At 73.3% G+C, this 17,413-nt stretch carries 14 protein-coding genes; 7 read left to right on the forward strand and 7 right to left on the reverse strand.

Annotated elements, in window-relative coordinates:
* The first annotated feature begins 39 nt into the window (after positions 1-39).
* The 3 genes from ACFVSN_RS17600 to ACFVSN_RS17610 all read left to right on the forward strand — a co-directional run bounded on the left by ACFVSN_RS17600 (position 40) and on the right by ACFVSN_RS17610 (position 3,765).
* Positions 40-837: an AraC family transcriptional regulator gene (locus tag ACFVSN_RS17600; protein WP_387955839.1), complete on the forward strand. Its 798-nt coding sequence runs from the start codon at positions 40-42 to the stop codon at positions 835-837.
* Positions 838-979: 142 nt separating this feature from the next.
* Complete coding sequence (locus ACFVSN_RS17605; RefSeq protein WP_380440762.1) at positions 980-1,588, forward strand: TetR family transcriptional regulator; 609 nt, start codon at positions 980-982, stop codon at positions 1,586-1,588.
* Positions 1,589-1,692: 104 nt separating this feature from the next.
* Positions 1,693-3,765, forward strand: a complete 2,073-nt coding sequence (locus tag ACFVSN_RS17610; protein ID WP_387955841.1) for a SpoIIE family protein phosphatase — start codon at positions 1,693-1,695, stop codon at positions 3,763-3,765.
* A 48-nt stretch (positions 3,766-3,813) separates the two neighbouring features.
* Here ACFVSN_RS17610 and ACFVSN_RS17615 read toward each other — a convergent pair whose 3' ends face one another.
* The 6 genes from ACFVSN_RS17615 to ACFVSN_RS17640 form a co-directional block, all read right to left on the reverse strand.
* The gene (locus ACFVSN_RS17615) at positions 3,814-5,073 is read right to left on the reverse strand and encodes a family 1 glycosylhydrolase (RefSeq protein ID WP_387955843.1); all 1,260 of its coding nucleotides are present in this window, start codon (positions 5,071-5,073) and stop codon (positions 3,814-3,816) included.
* Positions 5,074-5,305: 232 nt separating this feature from the next.
* Positions 5,306-6,166, reverse strand: coding sequence for a ketose-bisphosphate aldolase (locus tag ACFVSN_RS17620; protein WP_387955845.1), 861 nt, complete (start codon positions 6,164-6,166; stop codon positions 5,306-5,308).
* On the reverse strand, positions 6,157-7,161 hold the full coding sequence (locus ACFVSN_RS17625; RefSeq protein WP_387955847.1) for a 1-phosphofructokinase family hexose kinase: 1,005 nt from the start codon (positions 7,159-7,161) through the stop codon (positions 6,157-6,159). The genes ACFVSN_RS17620 and ACFVSN_RS17625 overlap by 10 nt, the downstream gene beginning before the upstream one ends.
* 31 nt (positions 7,162-7,192) lie before the next feature.
* Positions 7,193-8,122 carry an ROK family protein gene (locus tag ACFVSN_RS17630; protein ID WP_387955849.1) on the reverse strand — a complete coding sequence of 310 codons (930 nt, stop codon included), beginning with the start codon at positions 8,120-8,122 and terminating at the stop codon, positions 7,193-7,195.
* Positions 8,119-9,033, reverse strand: coding sequence for an SIS domain-containing protein (locus tag ACFVSN_RS17635; protein ID WP_387955851.1), 915 nt, complete (start codon positions 9,031-9,033; stop codon positions 8,119-8,121). Before ACFVSN_RS17635 ends, ACFVSN_RS17630 begins: the two co-directional genes overlap by 4 nt.
* A 206-nt stretch (positions 9,034-9,239) precedes the next feature.
* Positions 9,240-11,231 (reverse strand): ricin-type beta-trefoil lectin domain protein, encoded by a 1,992-nt coding sequence (locus ACFVSN_RS17640; protein ID WP_387955852.1) that lies wholly within the window; start codon positions 11,229-11,231, stop codon positions 9,240-9,242.
* Positions 11,232-11,548: 317 nt separating this feature from the next.
* Here ACFVSN_RS17640 and ACFVSN_RS17645 point away from each other — a divergent pair, with 317 nt between their 5' ends.
* The 4 genes from ACFVSN_RS17645 to ACFVSN_RS17660 all read left to right on the forward strand — a co-directional run bounded on the left by ACFVSN_RS17645 (position 11,549) and on the right by ACFVSN_RS17660 (position 15,495).
* Entirely contained in the window at positions 11,549-12,808 is a 1,260-nt protein-coding gene (locus tag ACFVSN_RS17645) for an extracellular solute-binding protein (RefSeq protein WP_387955854.1), read from the forward strand.
* A 32-nt stretch (positions 12,809-12,840) separates the two neighbouring features.
* Positions 12,841-13,779, forward strand: coding sequence for a carbohydrate ABC transporter permease (locus tag ACFVSN_RS17650; RefSeq protein WP_387955855.1), 939 nt, complete (start codon positions 12,841-12,843; stop codon positions 13,777-13,779).
* Positions 13,776-14,621, forward strand: a complete 846-nt coding sequence (locus ACFVSN_RS17655; protein WP_380448867.1) for a carbohydrate ABC transporter permease — start codon at positions 13,776-13,778, stop codon at positions 14,619-14,621. Before ACFVSN_RS17650 ends, ACFVSN_RS17655 begins: the two co-directional genes overlap by 4 nt.
* A 94-nt stretch (positions 14,622-14,715) precedes the next feature.
* The gene (locus ACFVSN_RS17660) at positions 14,716-15,495 is read left to right on the forward strand and encodes a DeoR/GlpR family DNA-binding transcription regulator (protein WP_387955857.1); all 780 of its coding nucleotides are present in this window, start codon (positions 14,716-14,718) and stop codon (positions 15,493-15,495) included.
* 72 nt (positions 15,496-15,567) lie between these two features.
* Here ACFVSN_RS17660 and ACFVSN_RS17665 read toward each other — a convergent pair whose 3' ends face one another.
* A complete protein-coding gene (locus ACFVSN_RS17665; protein ID WP_387955859.1) occupies positions 15,568-17,238 on the reverse strand; it encodes a beta-1,3-glucanase family protein in 1,671 nt (556 codons plus the stop codon).
* Positions 17,239-17,413 lie beyond the last annotated feature (175 nt).

Below are 17,413 nucleotides of genomic sequence, written 5' to 3' on the forward strand. Positions count from 1 at the left end.
GCTGTCGCCGATGTGCCGTCTACTGTCGAGAGTGTGCCAATGCACGGCAAGAGCGAGGACCGCGACGACTACCAGCTCGTCCCCAGGCCCGTGGCGGCCATGGCCCGCGACCTCCCGGACGGGCACCACATCCCCCCGCACAGCCACCGCCGGGCACAGCTGATCTACGGCACCAGCGGGGCCGTCACCGTCACCACCGATCAAGGGATCTGGGTGGTTCCCGCGACGCGTGCGGTCTGGGTCCCGGCCGGAGTGACCCACGCGATGACCTGCACGGGTGCCGTGCGCATGCGGACCCTCTACATCGAGCCGTCGGCGGCGCCGAGCCTGCTCACCGGCCCGCTGGTCGTCTCGGTGTCCCCCCTCCTGCGCGAGCTCGTCGAAGAGGCGACCCGCCTGCCGATCGACTACGAGGTCGACGGGCGCGAAGGCAAGCTGATGGACCTGCTGCTGCTCGAACTCGAACCGGAACCCGTCCCGGCCCTGCACCTCCCCGCCCCGGCCGACCCCGCCCTCGTCCGCCTGTGCTCCGCGATCCGGGAGAACCCGGGCGCGCGCTGGACGGCCGAATCGGCGGCGGCCTGCGCCCACCTCAGCACGCGGAGCCTGCATCGCCGGTTCTCCGCCGCGACAGGGATGACCCTCGCCCACTGGGTCCGTCAGGCGAAGCTCGTCCACGCCCTGACCCTGCTGGCGCGGGACGCTCCGGTGACGAGCATTTCCGCCGAGCTCGGCTACGCGACACCGAGTGCGTTCACCGCGATGTTCCGCCGCGCCGTCGGCCGGGCTCCGAGTGCGTTCTACCGTGGCGCGGGCGAACCGGGTGTTCGCGAGTGAGGCGACGAGGCCCCCGATGTCCGGCACTGGCGACGCACGGGAGTGCGCCAAGGGCGACCACGGCCCATGCCCTGGCGCCACGACAAGCGTGAAAAGTCAGTAGCGCGAGGTTTTCGTCGCAGGCCGGGGCTAGAGTGCTGCGGTGAGTACGCGCAAACCCCGCGGCCCCTACGCCAAGACCGCCGCCAAGCGGAAGATGATCCTCGACGCCGCGCTGGCCGCCTACGCCGAGGCAGGCAGCCGGGGGGTGTCGGTCCGGGACATCGCCGAGCGGGTCGGTCTGACGGACGCGGGCGTCCTGCACCACTTCGGCGGCCGGGAGGCCCTCCTCACCGCCGTGCTCGAAGCCCGCGACGCCGCCGCGGCCGAGGAGTTCGGGCACGAGGCCGCGCTCTGGCGGGCCGACATGGTGGCGGACGCAGCCCGGACGCCCGGACTGGTCAAGCTCTTCGTCGACCTGGCCGCGGCCGCCGCCGAACCGGAGCACCCCGCCCACGAGTTCTTCACCGAACGCTACCGCGTGCTCAACGAGCGCATCGTCCGCGCCCTCGGCGCGGGCCGTCCGGCCACCGCGCCCCCCAGTCTGGCCGGTTCCGCGGACGCCGACTGGGCGGCCCGGATCCTGCTGGCCGCGGCCGACGGGCTCCAGATCCAGTGGCTGCTGGATCCGTCGATCGACATGGCCGACGACATCGCCCGGCTGCGCGACGTCCTGCTCGACTCGCTGGGAGCGGGCAAGCCCGACGCCTGACAGCGCGGGCGGCGGGAGGCCGCCGTCGTACGGCCGGTCCGGGCCCGGGCACCGATAATGGGATGGTCCTCCTGGGACGGGTGATTCCACCGACGAGGAGCGAGATGGACGTTCCCAGCGGTTCCGCCGACGACCGGTCCTTCCCCTTCGACGCCCTCGCCGCCGCGGTCCTCGACGACCGGGGCACCGTGACCCGGTGGTCCGCGGCAGCGGCGGAACTGGTGGGGCGCGAGGCCGCCGAGGTCTGCGGCCATCCCGTCCGGGACCTGCTCGCACGTGATCCGGAAAAGCCGTCCCGTGCCGCGGCCGTCGCGGTCCCGACGGCCGGCCGGGCGCTCCTGCGGCACCGTTCCGGGCACACGGTCGACGTCGCCTTCCGGACGATGCCCCTGGAGGGCTCGTCCGACGTCCTCGTCCTGGCACACCGCGCGCAGCCGGGCGCCCAACGTGCGGAGGCCGACGCCGCCGTCGAACAGCAGCGGACCCTCCGGCACCTCGACGTGCTCCACCAGGCCGCCCTGCGCGTCGGAGGATCGCTCGACGTGGAGCGCACCGCGCAGGAACTGGCCGACGTCGTGGTCCCCGCCCTCGGCCAGCTCGCCTCGGTCGACCTGGCCGACGCCGTGCTGGCCGGCGACGAGCCACCGCGCTGGATCGGCGGCGGCGACCCCCACATGCGCAAGGTCGCCGTCGCCTCGGCCGACGGGACCTGGCCGGCCGGACACGTCCAGCTGGGCGAGGCGATCCCCGCCCTCCCGTACGTCGACCGCGAAGTCGTCACCAGGGTGCGCCGCGACGGGGCGGTGATCCTCGGCCGGGACGAGGCCGCCGCCCTGCTCGGCGGCGACGAGCGGCTGGCCGGACTGCTCCTCCCGGAGGGCGGGCGCTCGACGGTCGTGGCCCCGCTGCTGGCCCGCGGCCTGATGCTCGGCAGCCTGTCCGTCTGGCGGGTGGACGACCCCGAGGCGTTCACCGCACGGGAGGCCGGCGTGCTGCGGGAGATCGCCTCACGGGGTGCGCTCGCCATCGACAACGCCCGCCGCTACACCCGCGAGCACCGCGCGGCCGTCGCGCTCCAGCGGCGACTGCTCCCGCCGGAGACCACCGACACCGCGGCGACCGAGACCACCGGGATCTACCGCCCGGCCGGCGGCGGGGCCGAGATCGGCGGCGACTGGTACGACGTGATCCCGCTGCCGTCGCTCCGGGTCGCCCTGGTCGTCGGCGACGTGATCGGCCACGGCCTGCACGCCGCCGCCACCATGGGCCGGCTGCGCACCGCGATCCGCACCCTCGCCGACCTGGAACTGGACCCCGAGGACCTCTTCACCCACGTCGAGGACCTGGTCCAGCGCCTCGCCGAGGAGGCGCCGCCCGGGACCCAGGACGCCGTCGGCGCCACCTGCCTGTACGCCGTCTACGACCCGGTCGCCTGCCGGTGCACGTTCGTCAGCGCGGGGCACCCGCCGCCCGTCGTGGTGCGCCCCGACGGCACCGCGCACGTGGTGGCGGTCGTCCCCGGCCCGCCGCTGGCGGTGGGCGGCGCGCCCTACGAGGCCACCACGATCGACCTGGCGCCCGGGAGCGTCCTCGTCCTGTGCACGGACGGCCTGCTCGAAGGCGACGACCACGACGCCGACGCCGGACTGCGGCGGCTGGCGGACCTCCTCCCCGGACTCTGCGGACCGGGGCGGAGCCTCACCGAGACCGGGCACGCCCTGCTCGCGGAACTCGGCACCCACCCGCGCCGCGACGACATCGCGCTGCTGCTGGCCCGCACCCGGGCCGTCCCGGAGGGGGCCACCGCGCACTGGGAGTTCCCGGCGGATCCGGCCGCGGTCGGCGACGCCCGCGAGGCCGTCGCCCGGCGACTCGCGGCCTGGGGGCTGGAGGACCTGGCCTTCACCACCGAGCTCATCGTCAGCGAGCTGGTCACCAACGCGGTCCGCTACGGCGGCGCCCCGATCGGGCTGCGCCTGATCCGCGACCGGGTACTGCTCTGCGAGGTCACCGACCCGAGCAACACCCAGCCCAGGCTGCGCAGGGCCCGCAACACCGACGAGGGCGGCCGGGGGCTGTTCCTGATCGCCCAGCTCAGCACCCGTTGGGGCTGCCGCTACGGCCGGCGCGGCAAGACGATCTGGGCCGAACAGCCGATCGCGGGCGGGGCCGGCTGACCCCGGCCCGTCGCGGCGGGCCGTTCGTCCGTCGGCGCGGCCGGCCGTTCACCCGGCGGAGCGCTCGGTCGTGGACCCGGCGGGCCAGGGCAGGATGCCGGTGCGGGCGATCCGGCCGAGCCAGCGGGCGGAGGGCTTCGGGACGCGCAGGAAGGTGTGCGGGTCGACGGCGATCAGGCCGGATGTCGGCCGGTAGGAACCCCACTCGTAGCCGTCGAGGGCGCTCCCGTGCAGGTAGCCGCGGATGTCGAGGCCGTCGGCCAGGGCCAGGGCCAGGTCCTCCAGGGCTCGGCGGGTGTAGGTGATGCGGCGGCCGTCGTCGTTGGTGGCGATGCCGTTCCCGGTGACGATGATGGGTACGTCGCCGACCACGGACGCCGTGTGGCGCAGCGCCTCGCCGAGTGCGGCGGGGTCGTACTCCGAGCCCCCGAGGGTGACCTCGGCGCCTTCGGGCGCGGGAAGCGGGCCCTGGCGGCCGATTCGAGTGCGGGTGCTGGCCTGCACGCCGATCCAGTCGTCGCCGCGGGCGGCCTCCAGGAAGACGTCCTCGCGGGCGTGGCGGTAGGCGGCCATGGCCTCCTCGGCGCCGGGGGCGGCCTGGCAGGCCCGGCTGGCGACGGACCACCCGGTGCGGACGGCGGGCGAGGCCTCCTTGACGACGGCGGTCGCGGCCGCGTGGGCCCGGACGAGCACCTCGGTCAGTGCCGGATCGGCCAGCGCCGGATCGGCCAGTGCCGGATCGGTCGGCGCCTGATCGGGGAGCGGCGGGCGGGGGGAGGGAACGGCGGCGGCGGTCGGAAGCGCGGCGACCAGGTTCGGTTCGCTCAAGGTGCAGACGTGCCGGACGTCGTCCCCGATGATCGGCGCGGTGGCCGCGGCGTACCGGGCGAAGCGGTCGACGGCGTCCGGGGCCCGCCAGCCGCCGCGGTCGGCGAACCAGCGCGGCAGGGTGAAGTGGTGCAGCGTGACCATGGGGCGCAGGCCGCGGTCGAGGGCTCCGTCGACGATGCGCCGGTAGTGGGCGACGGCCGCGCGGGAGATGTGGCCGGGGGCGGGTTCGATGCGCGCCCACTCGATGCCGAACCGGTAGTCGGTGAAGCCGAGTTCGGCGAGCAGGTCGAGATCGGCGGGCCAGCGGTGGTAGCTGTCGGCGGCGTCGCCGCTGGGTTCGGGAACCGGGGCGGCATCGCCGTGTTCCAGGTGCCACCAGTCGCTGGCGGTGTTGCCGCCTTCGGTCGGGTGGGCCGAGGTGGAGGCGCCGAAGAGGAAGTCGGACGGGAGGGGCAGACCGGAGCCGCAGGCGAACATGGCGGGACGTCCTTCACGGGGGCAGGGGTCCGTCGGCCGACGCGGCGGGCTGGAGTCGTGCACGGCGCGTCGGCGGCGGGGCGAGCGGGTGGGGGCGCCGCTGCGTCCCTGCCACGGTAAAACTAAAAACCTAGCGAGGCAATGTTTTCGATTGCCCGGCCGGGGAGCGCGCTCCGGGCCGTGTCACGGCCGGAGCGGGCTCGGGTGGATCTCCTCGCTCGGGTGGACCTCCTCAGAGCGAGCTCACGGACAGCCCCCGGGGCGCCGTGTTCAGGACCCCCAGCAGGCGGGTGACCTCCTCGGCCATCGCGGAGCGGCCGGCTCCGAGGTAGCGCCGGGTGTCGACCAGCCGCTCGTCGGCGGCGAGCACCTCGCGGACGGCGGTGGTGAACACCTGGTTGAGGTGGGTGGCGATATTGATCTTGGTCATGCCGTGCCGCACGGCGGTGGCGAGGTGGTCGTCGGCCACGCCGGAGGAACCGTGCAGGACCAGTGGGACGGGCACGGCCTCCCGGAGCGCGGAGATCAGCTCGAAGTCCAGTGCCGCGTCGCGGGTGAGCATGGCGTGCGAGGTCCCGACCGCGACGGCCAGGGCGTCCACGCCGGTGGCGGTGACGAACGCGGCGGCCTCGGCGGGGTCGGTCCGCGCGCCGGGGGCGTGCACACCGTCCTTGCCGCCGACCTCGCCGAGCTCCGCCTCGACCCAGACGCCCGCCGCGTGGCAGTGGGCGACCACCTCGGCGGTCGCCCGCACGTTGTCGGCGTAGTCCAGGGCGGAGGCGTCGAACATGACCGAGGAGAAGCCCAATTCGACTGCCTCTCGCACGAGTTCGGCGGAGGTCGCGTGGTCGAGGTGGACCGCCGTCGGCATGGCGGCAGCCGCGGCGACGGCCAGGACGGCCCGGCCGACCGGGGCCAGGCCGCCGTGGTAGCGGACGGCGTTCTCGCTGATCTGCAGCACCACCGGAGATCCGGCGGCCTCGGCTCCGGCGACGATGGCCTGGGCGTGTTCGAGCTGGATGACGTTGAACGCCCCGACACCGCGACCGGTGCCGGCGGCGGTGACGATCTCTCCGGTACCCGTCAGTGGCATCGGGACTCTCCTTCGCGAGTGGTGGGTGCTTGAGTGGAATCTGGTTGAACGGCCTCTGGAGGAGCAGCAGTTGATGTTTCGGTGAGCGGCTCGGCGGTCACCTCCTGCAGCAGGCTGCGGTGGACAGCGGGGTCGAAGTCCCCGGCCAGCGGCGCGGCGACGGCGGCCGCGGACAGGGCCACCGCGCGGGTCAGCCGCAGCGGCCACGGCGTGTGCGAGACCAGCCCGAGCGCCAGCGCGGCCACGGCCGCGTCGCCCGCACCGGTGGGGTTGCCGGCGAGTGCGCGCGGCGGCCTGGCCCGCCAACTCCCTTGTGGGGTCACGGCGATCAGGCCGTCGGGGCCGAGCGAGGCCACCACCGCCCGGGCACCGGCGGCCCGTAGCGCCGCGGCGCCGGCGCGCGGGTCGGCGGTGCCGCTGGCGGCCCGGAGTTCGGCGGCGTTCGGTTTGACGATCGCGGGTGCGGCCTCGACGCCGGCGTGCAGGGCGTCGCCGCTCGCGTCGAGGACGGCGGGCACGCCGTGGCCGTGGGCGAGGCGGATCAGCACGGCGTAGGCGTCGTCGGGCAGGCCGCCGGGGAGACTGCCGGAGAGGACGACCGCACGGGCGCGGGGGAGCAGGCGGTCGTACCGGCCGAGGAGGGCGCTCCACTCGGCGCCGGTGACCACCGGGCCCGGCTCCAGCAGGATGGTGGAGTCGCCGAGGTGGTCCTCGACGACCGCGACGGTGCGGCGGGTCTCGCCCGCGATCGGGACGAGTGCGTCGGTGAGCCCGGCCGCCGCGAGATCGGCGCGGACGGCGTCGCCGCTGGGTCCGCCGGCCAGGCCGGTGACGACCGTCTCGTGGCCGAGGGCGTGCAGGACGCGGGAGACGTTGACGCCCTTGCCGCCGGCGCGGGCGGCCGCCTCGCGGACCCGGTTGTCGGCCTGGGGCCGCAGCCGGTCGAGGCGGTAGGTGAGGTCGAGGGCGGTGTTGAGCGTGACGGTCAGGATCACCGGTCGGCCCTCCGGAACGTGACGGTCAGGATCACCGGTCGGCCCTCCGGAACGGGGCCGGCACCCGGACGCCCGGGAGGTCCCGGGCGAGCAGCGCGGCGCCCAGGCACCCGGCCTGGTGGCCGAGCCGCGCGGGGACGATCCGCGGCATGCCCTGGAAGGTCAGCCGGTCGGCGAGCGCTCTGCGCAGCGGGTCGAAGTACGAGGCCCCGGCCTGGGCCAGACCGCCGCCGATGACGATCCGTTCGGGGTCGAGCAGGGTGACGGCGGCGGCGAGGCCGTCGGCGAGCGCCTCGACGGCGTCCTGCCAGATCACGGCCGCGACGTCGTCACCGTCGGCGGCCCGTTGCTGGACCTCCTTGGCGCCGAGGCCGGTCTCCCCGGTGGCCCGGCCGTAGCGGCGGGCGATGGCGGCGGCCGAGGCGACGGTCTCCAGGCAGCCGCGGCCGCCGCAGGGACAGGGCTCCCCGTCGGGCCGCACGCGCAGGTGGCCGAGTTCGCCGGCGCCGCTGTGCCGGCCGGCCAGGGCCCGGCCGTCGAGCATGACGGCGGCGGCGACGCCGGTGCCGACCGGGACGAACAGGAAGGAGCGGCAGCCCCGGCCGGCGCCGAGCCTGGCCTCGGCGAGCCCGCCGGCGCGGACGTCGTGCCCGAAGGCCACCGGGAGGCCGAGTTCCTCCGTGAGCCAGCTCCGGACCGGGACGTGCTGCCAGCCGAGGTTGCCCGCGAACACCGCCGTGCCCGTCGTCTCGTCGACGATGCCCGGGACCGCGATGCCGACGGCGGACGGCGCGAACGTGCGGGCGAGGTCGGCGGCGAACCCGAGGACGGTGTCGACGACGGCGTCCGGGCCGCGTTCGGCCAGGGTGGGACGGCGTTCGGTGTGGACGAGGGTGCCGTCGTCGGCCATGGCGCCGGCCTTGATCTGGGTGCCGCCGACGTCGAGGGCGATGACCGTCATGCCGTGCCCTCCGGCCCGGAGGCACCCGGCCCGGCCGGGGCGGTCAGGACGACGGAGCGGGTGAGGTTGCGCGGCTGGTCGGGGTCGAGGCCGCGGCCGTGCGCCAGCTCGACGGCGAGGCGCTGGGCGCGGATCAGGTCGGCCAGTGGGTCGAGGTCGGAGACGGAGGCGAGCGCGCCGATGGCCTGGACCTCGTCGAGCAGCCCGGCCGGCGGCGGGCCGAAGAACCACACCACGCTGCCGGGTTCGGTGACGCTGACCGGGCCGTGCCGGTACTCCATCGCCGGGTAGGACTCCGTCCACGACCCGGAGGCCTCGCGCAGCTTGAGCGCCGCCTCGTTGGCCAGGCCGACCGTCCAGCCGGCGCCGAGGAAGGTGAACTGGCGCGCCGCCACGGCCCCTTGGGGCAGCGGGGTGAGGAGGGCGCGCTCGGCCTGCTCGGGCAGGTCGGTGGGGACGAGGCCGAGGTGGGCGCGCAGCAGGACGAGGGCCGTGGTGGCGAACCGGGTCTGCACGACGGACTTCTCGTCGGCGAAGCCCAGGTCGATCACGGTGCCGGCGGCCGCGCTGATCGCGGTCGCGGTGTCGCCGGTGATCGCGACCGTGGGCGTGCCGACGTCGGCGGCCTGCCGCAGGGCGGCGAGCACCTCGGTCGTGGTGCCGGAGCGGCTGATGGCGAGCACCCGGTCGTAGCGGCGGCCGGCCGGGAACTCGGAGGCGGCGAAGGCGTCGGTCTCGCCCTGTCCGGCGGCTTCGCGCAGTGCGGCGTAGGCCTGCGCGATGTACAGCGAGGTGCCGCAGCCGAGGACGGCGACCCGTTCGCCGGGCTCGGGCAGCCCGCCGGGGGTGAGGTCCAGGGCGCGGCGCCAGGTGCTCGGCTGGCTGGCTATCTCGTCGGAGACGTGGGTCATGGAGGGCTCCTGCATAGGGGGAAGAGGCGCGGCGGAGCGGCGACGCCTGCGCGGTGATGCTCTGAAGATAGTGAGAATGAGCAGAAGTGCGCAACAGTGCGCAGAACATTGCAGCAGAGGAAGCGGCCCGGGGCGGATGGACACGAGGGTGGACGGGGTGCCGATGTCGAGGCCGCGCCACCCGCCCCGGGCCGCTCAGCCCGACGTCAGGCGCCGGGCGGGGCGTCGAAGGGCGCGGCCCAGGTCTGGTTGGTCTGGATCGCGCCGGGTGCGACGCCGCAGGTGTAGACGTCGACCGGGGTTCCCGCCGTGGTGGTGGTGCCGCGGTAGACGTCCAGGCACAGGTTCGTGCCGGCGAGCTTCAGGTTCCCGTCGCGGTCGTACGTCCAGCTCTGGTAGCCCGGGTCGGAGCCGCAGGGGGCGACGCCGACCCACTGGCCCTGCTGTCCGTTGACCACCCCGGTGCCGGTCGAACTCTGCGCGGTGAGGCACAGATCGGCGCCGCCGCCCTGGAGCAGCCGGACGGAGCCGTCGGTGTCGCGCTGCCACTGCTGGTTGGACGTGCCGGAGCACGGGTACACGTCGACGGCGGTGTCGGCGGTCCGGGACTGGTAGTTGTCCAGGCAGAGCGAGGCCTTGCCCCAGCTGTCGCGGGAGGCGGTGATCTGGCCGCGCGGTGTGGCGCCGCTGCCGCTCGGCGGGGTGATCCTCAGCATGGCGCTGTCGTGCGGGGCCACGGTGAGGCCGACGGTGCCCGCCGACGTCGCGGTGGTGTGGGCCCACAGGTCCCGGACGGTGTAGCCGCCGGTGGCGTCGAAGCCGATCGCGTGCAGGTCGAGGGTGTAATTCGCGGCGGAAGCACCCTTGTTGAGCACCACCACGGCGCGGCTGCCGTCGGCGAGCGGCTTCACCACGACGTCGACGCCGCTGCTCGCGGCGGGGGTGCCGTCCGCGTTGGCACCGCCGCCGACCACCCGCTGGCCGCCGGCGCCCAGCGGGTCCTGGTCGACGGCGATGACCTCGGAGTTGCCCAGGATGCCGACCGACGCGTTGAGGTGCGCCGCCTCCGCCGGGTGCGCGGCGATGTACGACGGGGAGAACTTGCGGGCGTCGGTGGAGATGACGAGCGGCGCGGCGAGCGCGGAGAACAGCGACATCTGGCTGCGCTCCTCGGCCGTGGTCATGCCGTTGTCGCCGATGAGCAGCATGTCGGCGTCGTTCCAGTCGCCGGGCCCCTGGTAGCGGCTGAGCTCCAGGGAGTTGTCGAAGCTCTGGTAGGCGCCGAAGTTGTACGAGGACTGCACGCCGAGCGGCTGGTTCCACGGGTCGGTGGCGCCGTTGTCGTAGTCGTTGAAGATGTCCGGGCCGACCCGCCAGAGCTGGCCGAGGCCGCGCACCCAGGTCATGGCGTCGGACTTGGTGGATCCGTTGCCGTAGGCGGCGGGGGCCGAGATGTTGAACGTGACGTTCGGCGTGGGGGTGCCGGCGTTGTTGGCGGCGGTGACGGCGGTGGCGAGGTCGCCCGCCATGCGGCTGTCGAGCGTCCGCATCGGCTCCTGCTGCCCGCAGTTGTCGTACTTGAGCGTGTCGACTCCCCAGGAGACGAAGGAGCCGGCGTCGTTCTGCTCGTAGTGCTCGCTGCCGTTGGGCAGGTTGGGCGAGGTCGGTGCGACGGTCGAGCAGGTGTGGGTGCCGGAGGTCTCGTAGATGCCGAACCTGGCTCCCAGGCCGTGCAGGTAGTCGCCGTAGGCGGTCAGCTCGTCGTCGAAGCCGGGCTGCTGGGTGGTGTCGCGAACGTCCGTGCGCGAGCCCCAGTTGGCCGCGCCGTGCAGGTAGCCGGAGCCGTTGCGGTACATCCAGCAGTCGTCGACCGTCACGGTCTTGTACCCGGCGGCGATCAGCCCGGCGTCGGACAGGCCCTTGGCGTTGTCCTCCATGTACTGCTGGAAGGAGTAGCCGAGCCGCGGCGAGCCGTCGAGCGGCGCCTGGGGAGTGCAGGTGGCGCGGGCCCAGTTGTTGAAGCCCATCGGCGGGGTGGCGGCGATCGGCCCTTGCGGGGTGGCCGCGGCCGAGTAGTTGGCGACCGGGGCGGTCACGCCGTCGTCGGCGGCGGCCGGGGTCACGGTGAGGGCGGAGCCGGTGACGATCAGCGTCGTACACAGCAGGACGGACGCGGCCCGGAGGGGGCGTCTGGTCATGGGGAATCCTTCCACAGTGGGTTGGAGTCGAATGAGCAAAGTTGCTCTAAATCCACGTCTAGTGGGCATCTTCGAGCGTGTGCGCGACAGCTTCGAGGCTGCGGTGCGCATGAGTCAAGGCATCTGCGCGGAGTCCTGCCGACCGAATCTTCCGGCAACACTTCGGTAACGCCGACTGGCCTGCGGGGGCGTCGGCGTTGCACACTCTCCTCGCGAGAATGTTCAAGCGTGCGCATATCTGCCTGCTTCGCTCACCAATGAGCATGGCGGCGCATGGCCGGCTCGCGACCCCCTCCTCCCCGCAAAGGCGGTCCCCCATGAACCCGCGCGTCCTCGTCCTCCCCGCCGTCTGTCTGGCCGCCGCGCTCACGCTGTCGGCCTGCGGCTCCGGCTCCGACGGCTCCGGGCCCTCGGCCGACGGCACCACGACGATCAAGTTCGTCGCGGCGGACTACGGCTCCAACGGACAGAACCCCGGCCAGGCGTACTGGCAGGGCGTGATCTCGGCGTTCGAGCAGCAGAACCCGAAGATCAAGGTCGACCTGCAGGTGATCAACTGGAACGACCTGGACGCCCAGGTCAAGACGATGGTGCAGAACGGCAACCAGCCGGACCTCCTGCAGACCGGCGGCTACGCGGACTTCGCCAAGGACGGCCTGCTCTACCCGGCCCAGGAGGTGCTCTCCGGGAACACCGCGATCGACTTCGTCCCCGCAATGGCCCGGGCGGGCGAGCAGGACGGCACCCAGTACGGCATCCCGTTCGTCGCCAGCACGCGGCTGTTCCTGGTCAACAACGCCCTCTTCCGCAAGGCCGGCCTCGACCCGGCCAAGCCCCCGAGGACGTGGGCGGACGTCACCGCCGCCGCCACCGCGCTCAAGAAGGCGGGAGTCGAGATCCCGCTGGGGGTGCCGCTCGGCAAGGAGGAGGCGCAGGGCGAGTCGTTCATCTGGATGCTGGAGAACCACGGCGGCTACCAAGGGCAGGACGGGCACTACGCCATCGACTCGCCCGCCAACCTCGACACCTTCGCGCAGCTGAAGTCCTGGGTCGACGCGGGCCTGACCGAGCAGAGCCCGGCGGCCGTCAACCGCACCGACCTCACCAAGGACTTCGCGTCCGGCAAGGTCGGCATGCTCAACGGCTTCCCGGGACAGCTCGCGGACCTGAAGGGCATGGACGTCGGCTGGACGGCGATGCCGAGCAAGGACGGCGCCACCAAGGCCACCCTCGGCGTCGGCGACTGGATGATGGCCTTCAAGAAGCGCGGCCACAAGGACCAGGTCAAGGCGTTCCTCGACTTCGCCTACGGCAAGGACAACGTGGTGAAGTTCGCCAAGGAGTACAACCTGCTGCCGGTCACCCAGTCCGCGTCGGCGGCCCTGCAGGGCGACCCGGACGAGAAGGACCTGCTGCCGTTCCTGCAGGCCCTGCCCACCGCGAGCTTCTACCCGCTGAGCGACCCGACCTGGCCCGCGGTCTCCGCCCAGGTCAAGACCCAGATCGGCACCGCCGTCAGCGACCCGAAGAGGACGCTTGGCGCGTTGCAGCAGGCCGCCCAGCAGGCCGGTCAGTGAGTCGTCGGCCGAGCCACAGACAGGAATCCCCCGTGTCCCGCCCCGCCACCACCGCCGTCCCGGCGGGCCGCACGGCCCGCCGGGCCCACCGGCCCCTGCGCCTCCTGGACCGCCTCGGTCCACTGCCCTGGATCGCGCCCGCCGTCCTGCTGATCCTCGCCGTGGTCGTCTGGCCGGTGGTGGAGATGGTCCGCACCTCGCTGCGGCGCATCGACACCACCGGCACCGACCACGGCGCGGCCGGCCTGGCCAAGTACCGCAAACTGTTCGCCGACCCGCGCCTGCCCGAGGTCCTCGGCTGGACCGTGCTCTGGACGGTCGCCGTCGTCGGCCTGACGATGCTGCTCTCGCTCGCCCTCGCCCAGCTCTTCAACCAGGACTTCCCCGGCCGCCGGATCACCCGCTGGGCCCTCATCGCCCCCTGGGCCGCCTCCGTCCTCATGACCGCGATCGGCTTCCGCTGGATGCTCGACCAGGTCGCCGGCGTCCTCAACCGCCTCCTGCTCGACCTCGGCCTCATCGACCACCCACAAGCCTGGCTCGGCGACGCCACCCACGCCAAACCCTGGCTCATCGCCGTCGCGGTCTTCGTCTCCCTCCCCTTCACCACCTACACCCTCCTCGCCGGCCTCCAGACCATCCCCACCGAGGTCTACGAAGCCGCCCGCGTCGACGGCGCCACCCCCCGGCAGACCTACCGGCTCGTCACACTGCCGCTGCTGCGCCCGGCCTTCCTCGTCGCCCTCGTCGTCAACCTCATCAACGTCTTCAACTCCTTCCCCGTCATCTGGGGCATGACCCAGGGCGGACCCAACGCCGACACCGCCACCACCACCGTGTTCATGTACATGCTGCGCGGCTACGACGTCGCCGAATCCGCCGCCATGTCCGTCGTCAACTTCGCCGCCGTCATCGTCATGGTGCTGCTCTTCCTCAAGGTCAGCCGCTGGAACGAGCAGGAGAACCGATGAACCGCCCGCCCCGGTCGCCCGCCCGCCGCCCGACCGCCCGGACCGCCCTCTACGCCGCCACCGCCTGGGCACTCGCGGCCCTGTTCCTCCTGCCCTACCTGGAGATGCTCGTCACGGCCACCCGGCCCGCAGGCCAACTGCGCGACAACGCCTACCTGCCGACCAGCTTCGACCTCTCCTCCTTCACGAGGGTCTGGACCGACACCACCCTCGGCGGCAACCTCCGGACCACGCTCCTCGTCGCCGGTGGCTCCACCCTGCTCGTGCTGCTGGTCGCCCTGCCCGCCGCGCACCACACCGCCCGGGTCCGCTTCCGCGGCCGCAAGGCGTTCCTGCTCCTCGTCCTGATCACCCAGATGTTCCAGCCCACCGCACTCCAGGTCGGCCTCTACCGGGAGTTCCACACCCTCGGCCTCCTCGACAGCGTGGGGGTGCTGGTGCTCGCCAACGCCGCCTTCAACCTGGCGTTCGCGATCTGGATCCTCAGCGCGTACATCGCCTCCATCCCGGTGGAACTGGAGGAGGCCGCCCAGATCGACGGCAGCAGCCGGATCGGCGCGTTCTTCCGCGTCACCCTGCCGCTGGCCCTGCCCGGCGTCGTCACCGCCGTGATCTTCACGTTCATCTCGGCCTGGAACGAGTTCGTCATGGGGCTCACCCTCACCACCACGCCCGAGCGCCAGCCCCTCACCGTCGGGATCGACAACATGATCGGCGCCTACAGCGTGCAGTGGAACCAGGTGTTCGCCGCGTCACTCGTCGCGATCGTCCCCGTCGTCATCCTCTTCGCCTTCATCGAACGCCACGTCGTCGCGGGCCTCACCGCCGGCTCGGTCAAGTAGCGAAACGGACGGGGAGACCTCCTCGGCCGGTCCCGCATGATCCACGCGCGATATACGCTTGGTGACGGCGCAGACAGTGGAAAGTGGAGTGGGCATGCACGACCGGTGGACGCGACTGCTCGAAATCCTGGGCGACAAGGGCCGGATCGACGTCGTCGAGGCCGCCGAGCTCCTGGGGGTCTCCACGGCCACGGTGCGCCGTGACATGGAGGAGCTGGCCCGGCAGCAGCTGCTGACCCGCACGCGCGGCGGCGCCGTCCTGGGCGGGGTCGCCTACGACCTGCCGCTGCGCTACAAGACCGCGCGGCAGGCCGACGAGAAGCACCGCATCGCGCGGGCGGCCGCCGGGCTCGTGCCGCCCGGTGCGGTCGTCGGCCTCAACGGCGGGACGACGACCTCGGAGGTCGCCCGCGAGCTGGCCGTCCGGGCGGACCTCGCCGAGCACTCCGAGGGGCCGGCGCTGACCGTCGTCACGAACGCGATCAACATCGCCAACGAGCTGGCGGTGCGCCCGTACGTGAAGACGGTCATCACCGGGGGCGTCATCCGGTCCAACTCCTACGAGGCGACCGGCCCCTTGGCCACCCTCGTGCTCCAGGGCCTCTCGATGGACTGCATGATCCTCGGCGTGGACGCGATCGACCCCGCCTTCGGCGCGGCCACCCACGACGAGGGGGAGGCCAGTACGAACCGCGCCATGACGGAGCGGGCCGCCAAGGTGATCGTCGTCGCCGACTCCACCAAGCTCGGCCGGCGCGCCTTCGCCAAGGTCTGCGCGATCGGCGACATCGCGGTACTGGTCACCGACGGCGACGCACCCGACGAGGTGGTCGAGCAGATCGCCGCCCAGGGCGTCGAGGTGCTCTGCGTCTGACGACCGCCGCGGGCGGCCGGGCTGCCCGTGCAGCTCGGATCAGGGCTGCCCCTGGCGGTCACAGCGTGTCGGCTAGCCGAACGTGAACCAGTTGACGTTGACGAAGTCGGCGCCCTGGCCGCTGGCGAAGGTGAGGTAGACGGTGTGCGTGCCGGTGGTCCGGGTGATGTCGGCGGGCACCGTCCGCCAGGCCTGCCAGCCGCCGGTGTTGGCGACGGCGAAGCTGCCGACCGGTGCCGCGGTCGGGCTGTCCAGCCTGACCTGGACCAGACCGCTGACGCCGGGGGCGGCGCCGGAGGCGACCCGGGCGAGGAAGCGGGTCGCGCCGGAGCCGCCGAAGTCGACGCCCGCGTAGGCGAGCCAGTCGCCGTTCGCGATCCAGCCGACGTCGTGGCCGCCGCCGGTGTCGGCGCAGGGCTCCAGCGCGGTGCCGGACTGCGCGCTGTAGGACTCGGCCCGGATGGTGCCGAACGCGCTGGTCCCGCCGCCGGGTTGGGGCGACGGCGACGGCGACGGCCCTGGGCCGGGCGGGGTCCGGGTGCCGCCGACGGTGACGGACAGCAGGGTCGGGTTCGCCGACTGCACCTTGCCCTCGAAGTCCACGCCGGCCGGGTGGACGTCGTCGTAGGGGAACGCGTAGCCGAGGTGGTCGGGGTTGGTCGCGTGCAGGATGCGGGCGTAGTGATTGGTGCGCGCGGTGGTGTAGAAGGCGGCCGGGTTCTCGCCGTCCGGCTGGTGCGGATCGTCCAGCAGGGTGGTGCGGTTGAGCGCGGCGGCGAGGCGTGCGCTCAGGTTGCCCATGAGGTCGTTGCCGGTGGTGAACGGCGCCGAGCTGCAGTTGAAGACGGCGGCGGTGGAGGGCCTGGTGAAGCCGCCGGCACCGGGGAAGGTGAGGACGCCGTCGCGGACCCGGCCGGTGACGGTGCCCCAGCCGGACTGGGTGTCGACCACGAGGTCGGTGCTCTGGTACTTCTGCCACACGGCGGAGAGGTAGTCGTCCAGGTAGCCGTTGAACAGTGACGGGTCGCTGCTGATCGCGGTGTTGGGGCTGAGGATGCGCAGGGTCCGGCCGGCGGGGTCCGGGACGATCAGCCGGGACCAGTCGCCGCCGTCGGCGGTGGCCTGCGTGCGCAGCGAGGCCGCGGCGGACTCCAGGCCGCCGACGGGCAGGCCGCTGACGTTCTGCCGTCCGTCGCCGGCGGCCAGGTCGAACGCGATCGGGACGGCGGCGAAGTCGACGTAGCTGATGTTGGCGTACAACTGGTCGGGCCCGTAGGTGAATTCGCAGAAGCCGTAGGCGGTGGCGATGTTGGGATCGGTGGGGTTGCTCACCGAGGGCAGCGCGATGCCCGGGCCCGGGTTGATCAGGAAGGTGAGCTCGCGGCCGATGGAGAAGTAGATCCGCCCGCTGGAGAGGTACGGCAGGCTGATCCGCCGCGGGGTGCCACCGGACGCGCCCAGCGCGATGGCGCAGTCGGCCCCGAGCGGCGCGCCCGGGGCGCTGGGGGAGGGCGGGTGGTAGAGCGTGCTGCCGTCGGAGCGCAGGAAGGCCCAGCTGTTGCCCTGGGCGGGGTCGAGACCGAGGACGTAGGCGTAAACCGGCTGGGACGGCACGGTGTTGACCAGATCGACGTCGAGCCGCTGCGGGGTGGTGGTGCCGTCGGCGCGCTGCGACAGGGCGAACAGCGCGGGCGTGGCCAGGGCCGCGACGGAGGCGCCGAGCATGGTCCGGCGAGTGATCACGGGGGCTCCGGGGGGTGGGGGACGGGCGGCGACCCGGACGGCGCCGCCTGCCCGCCACCCTCCCGCCGGGGCGCGAACACGTCAATATCTGTCACCGTAAGCGGCTCTTAAGCCTGCTTCGGTTGATTTCCCGAAGGCACCGTCGGCGGCTCGGGTCCCCATGCCGCCTTGCCGT

This window comes from Kitasatospora sp. NPDC057904 (genome assembly GCF_042887925.1).
Taxonomy (GTDB): domain Bacteria; phylum Actinomycetota; class Actinomycetes; order Streptomycetales; family Streptomycetaceae; genus Kitasatospora.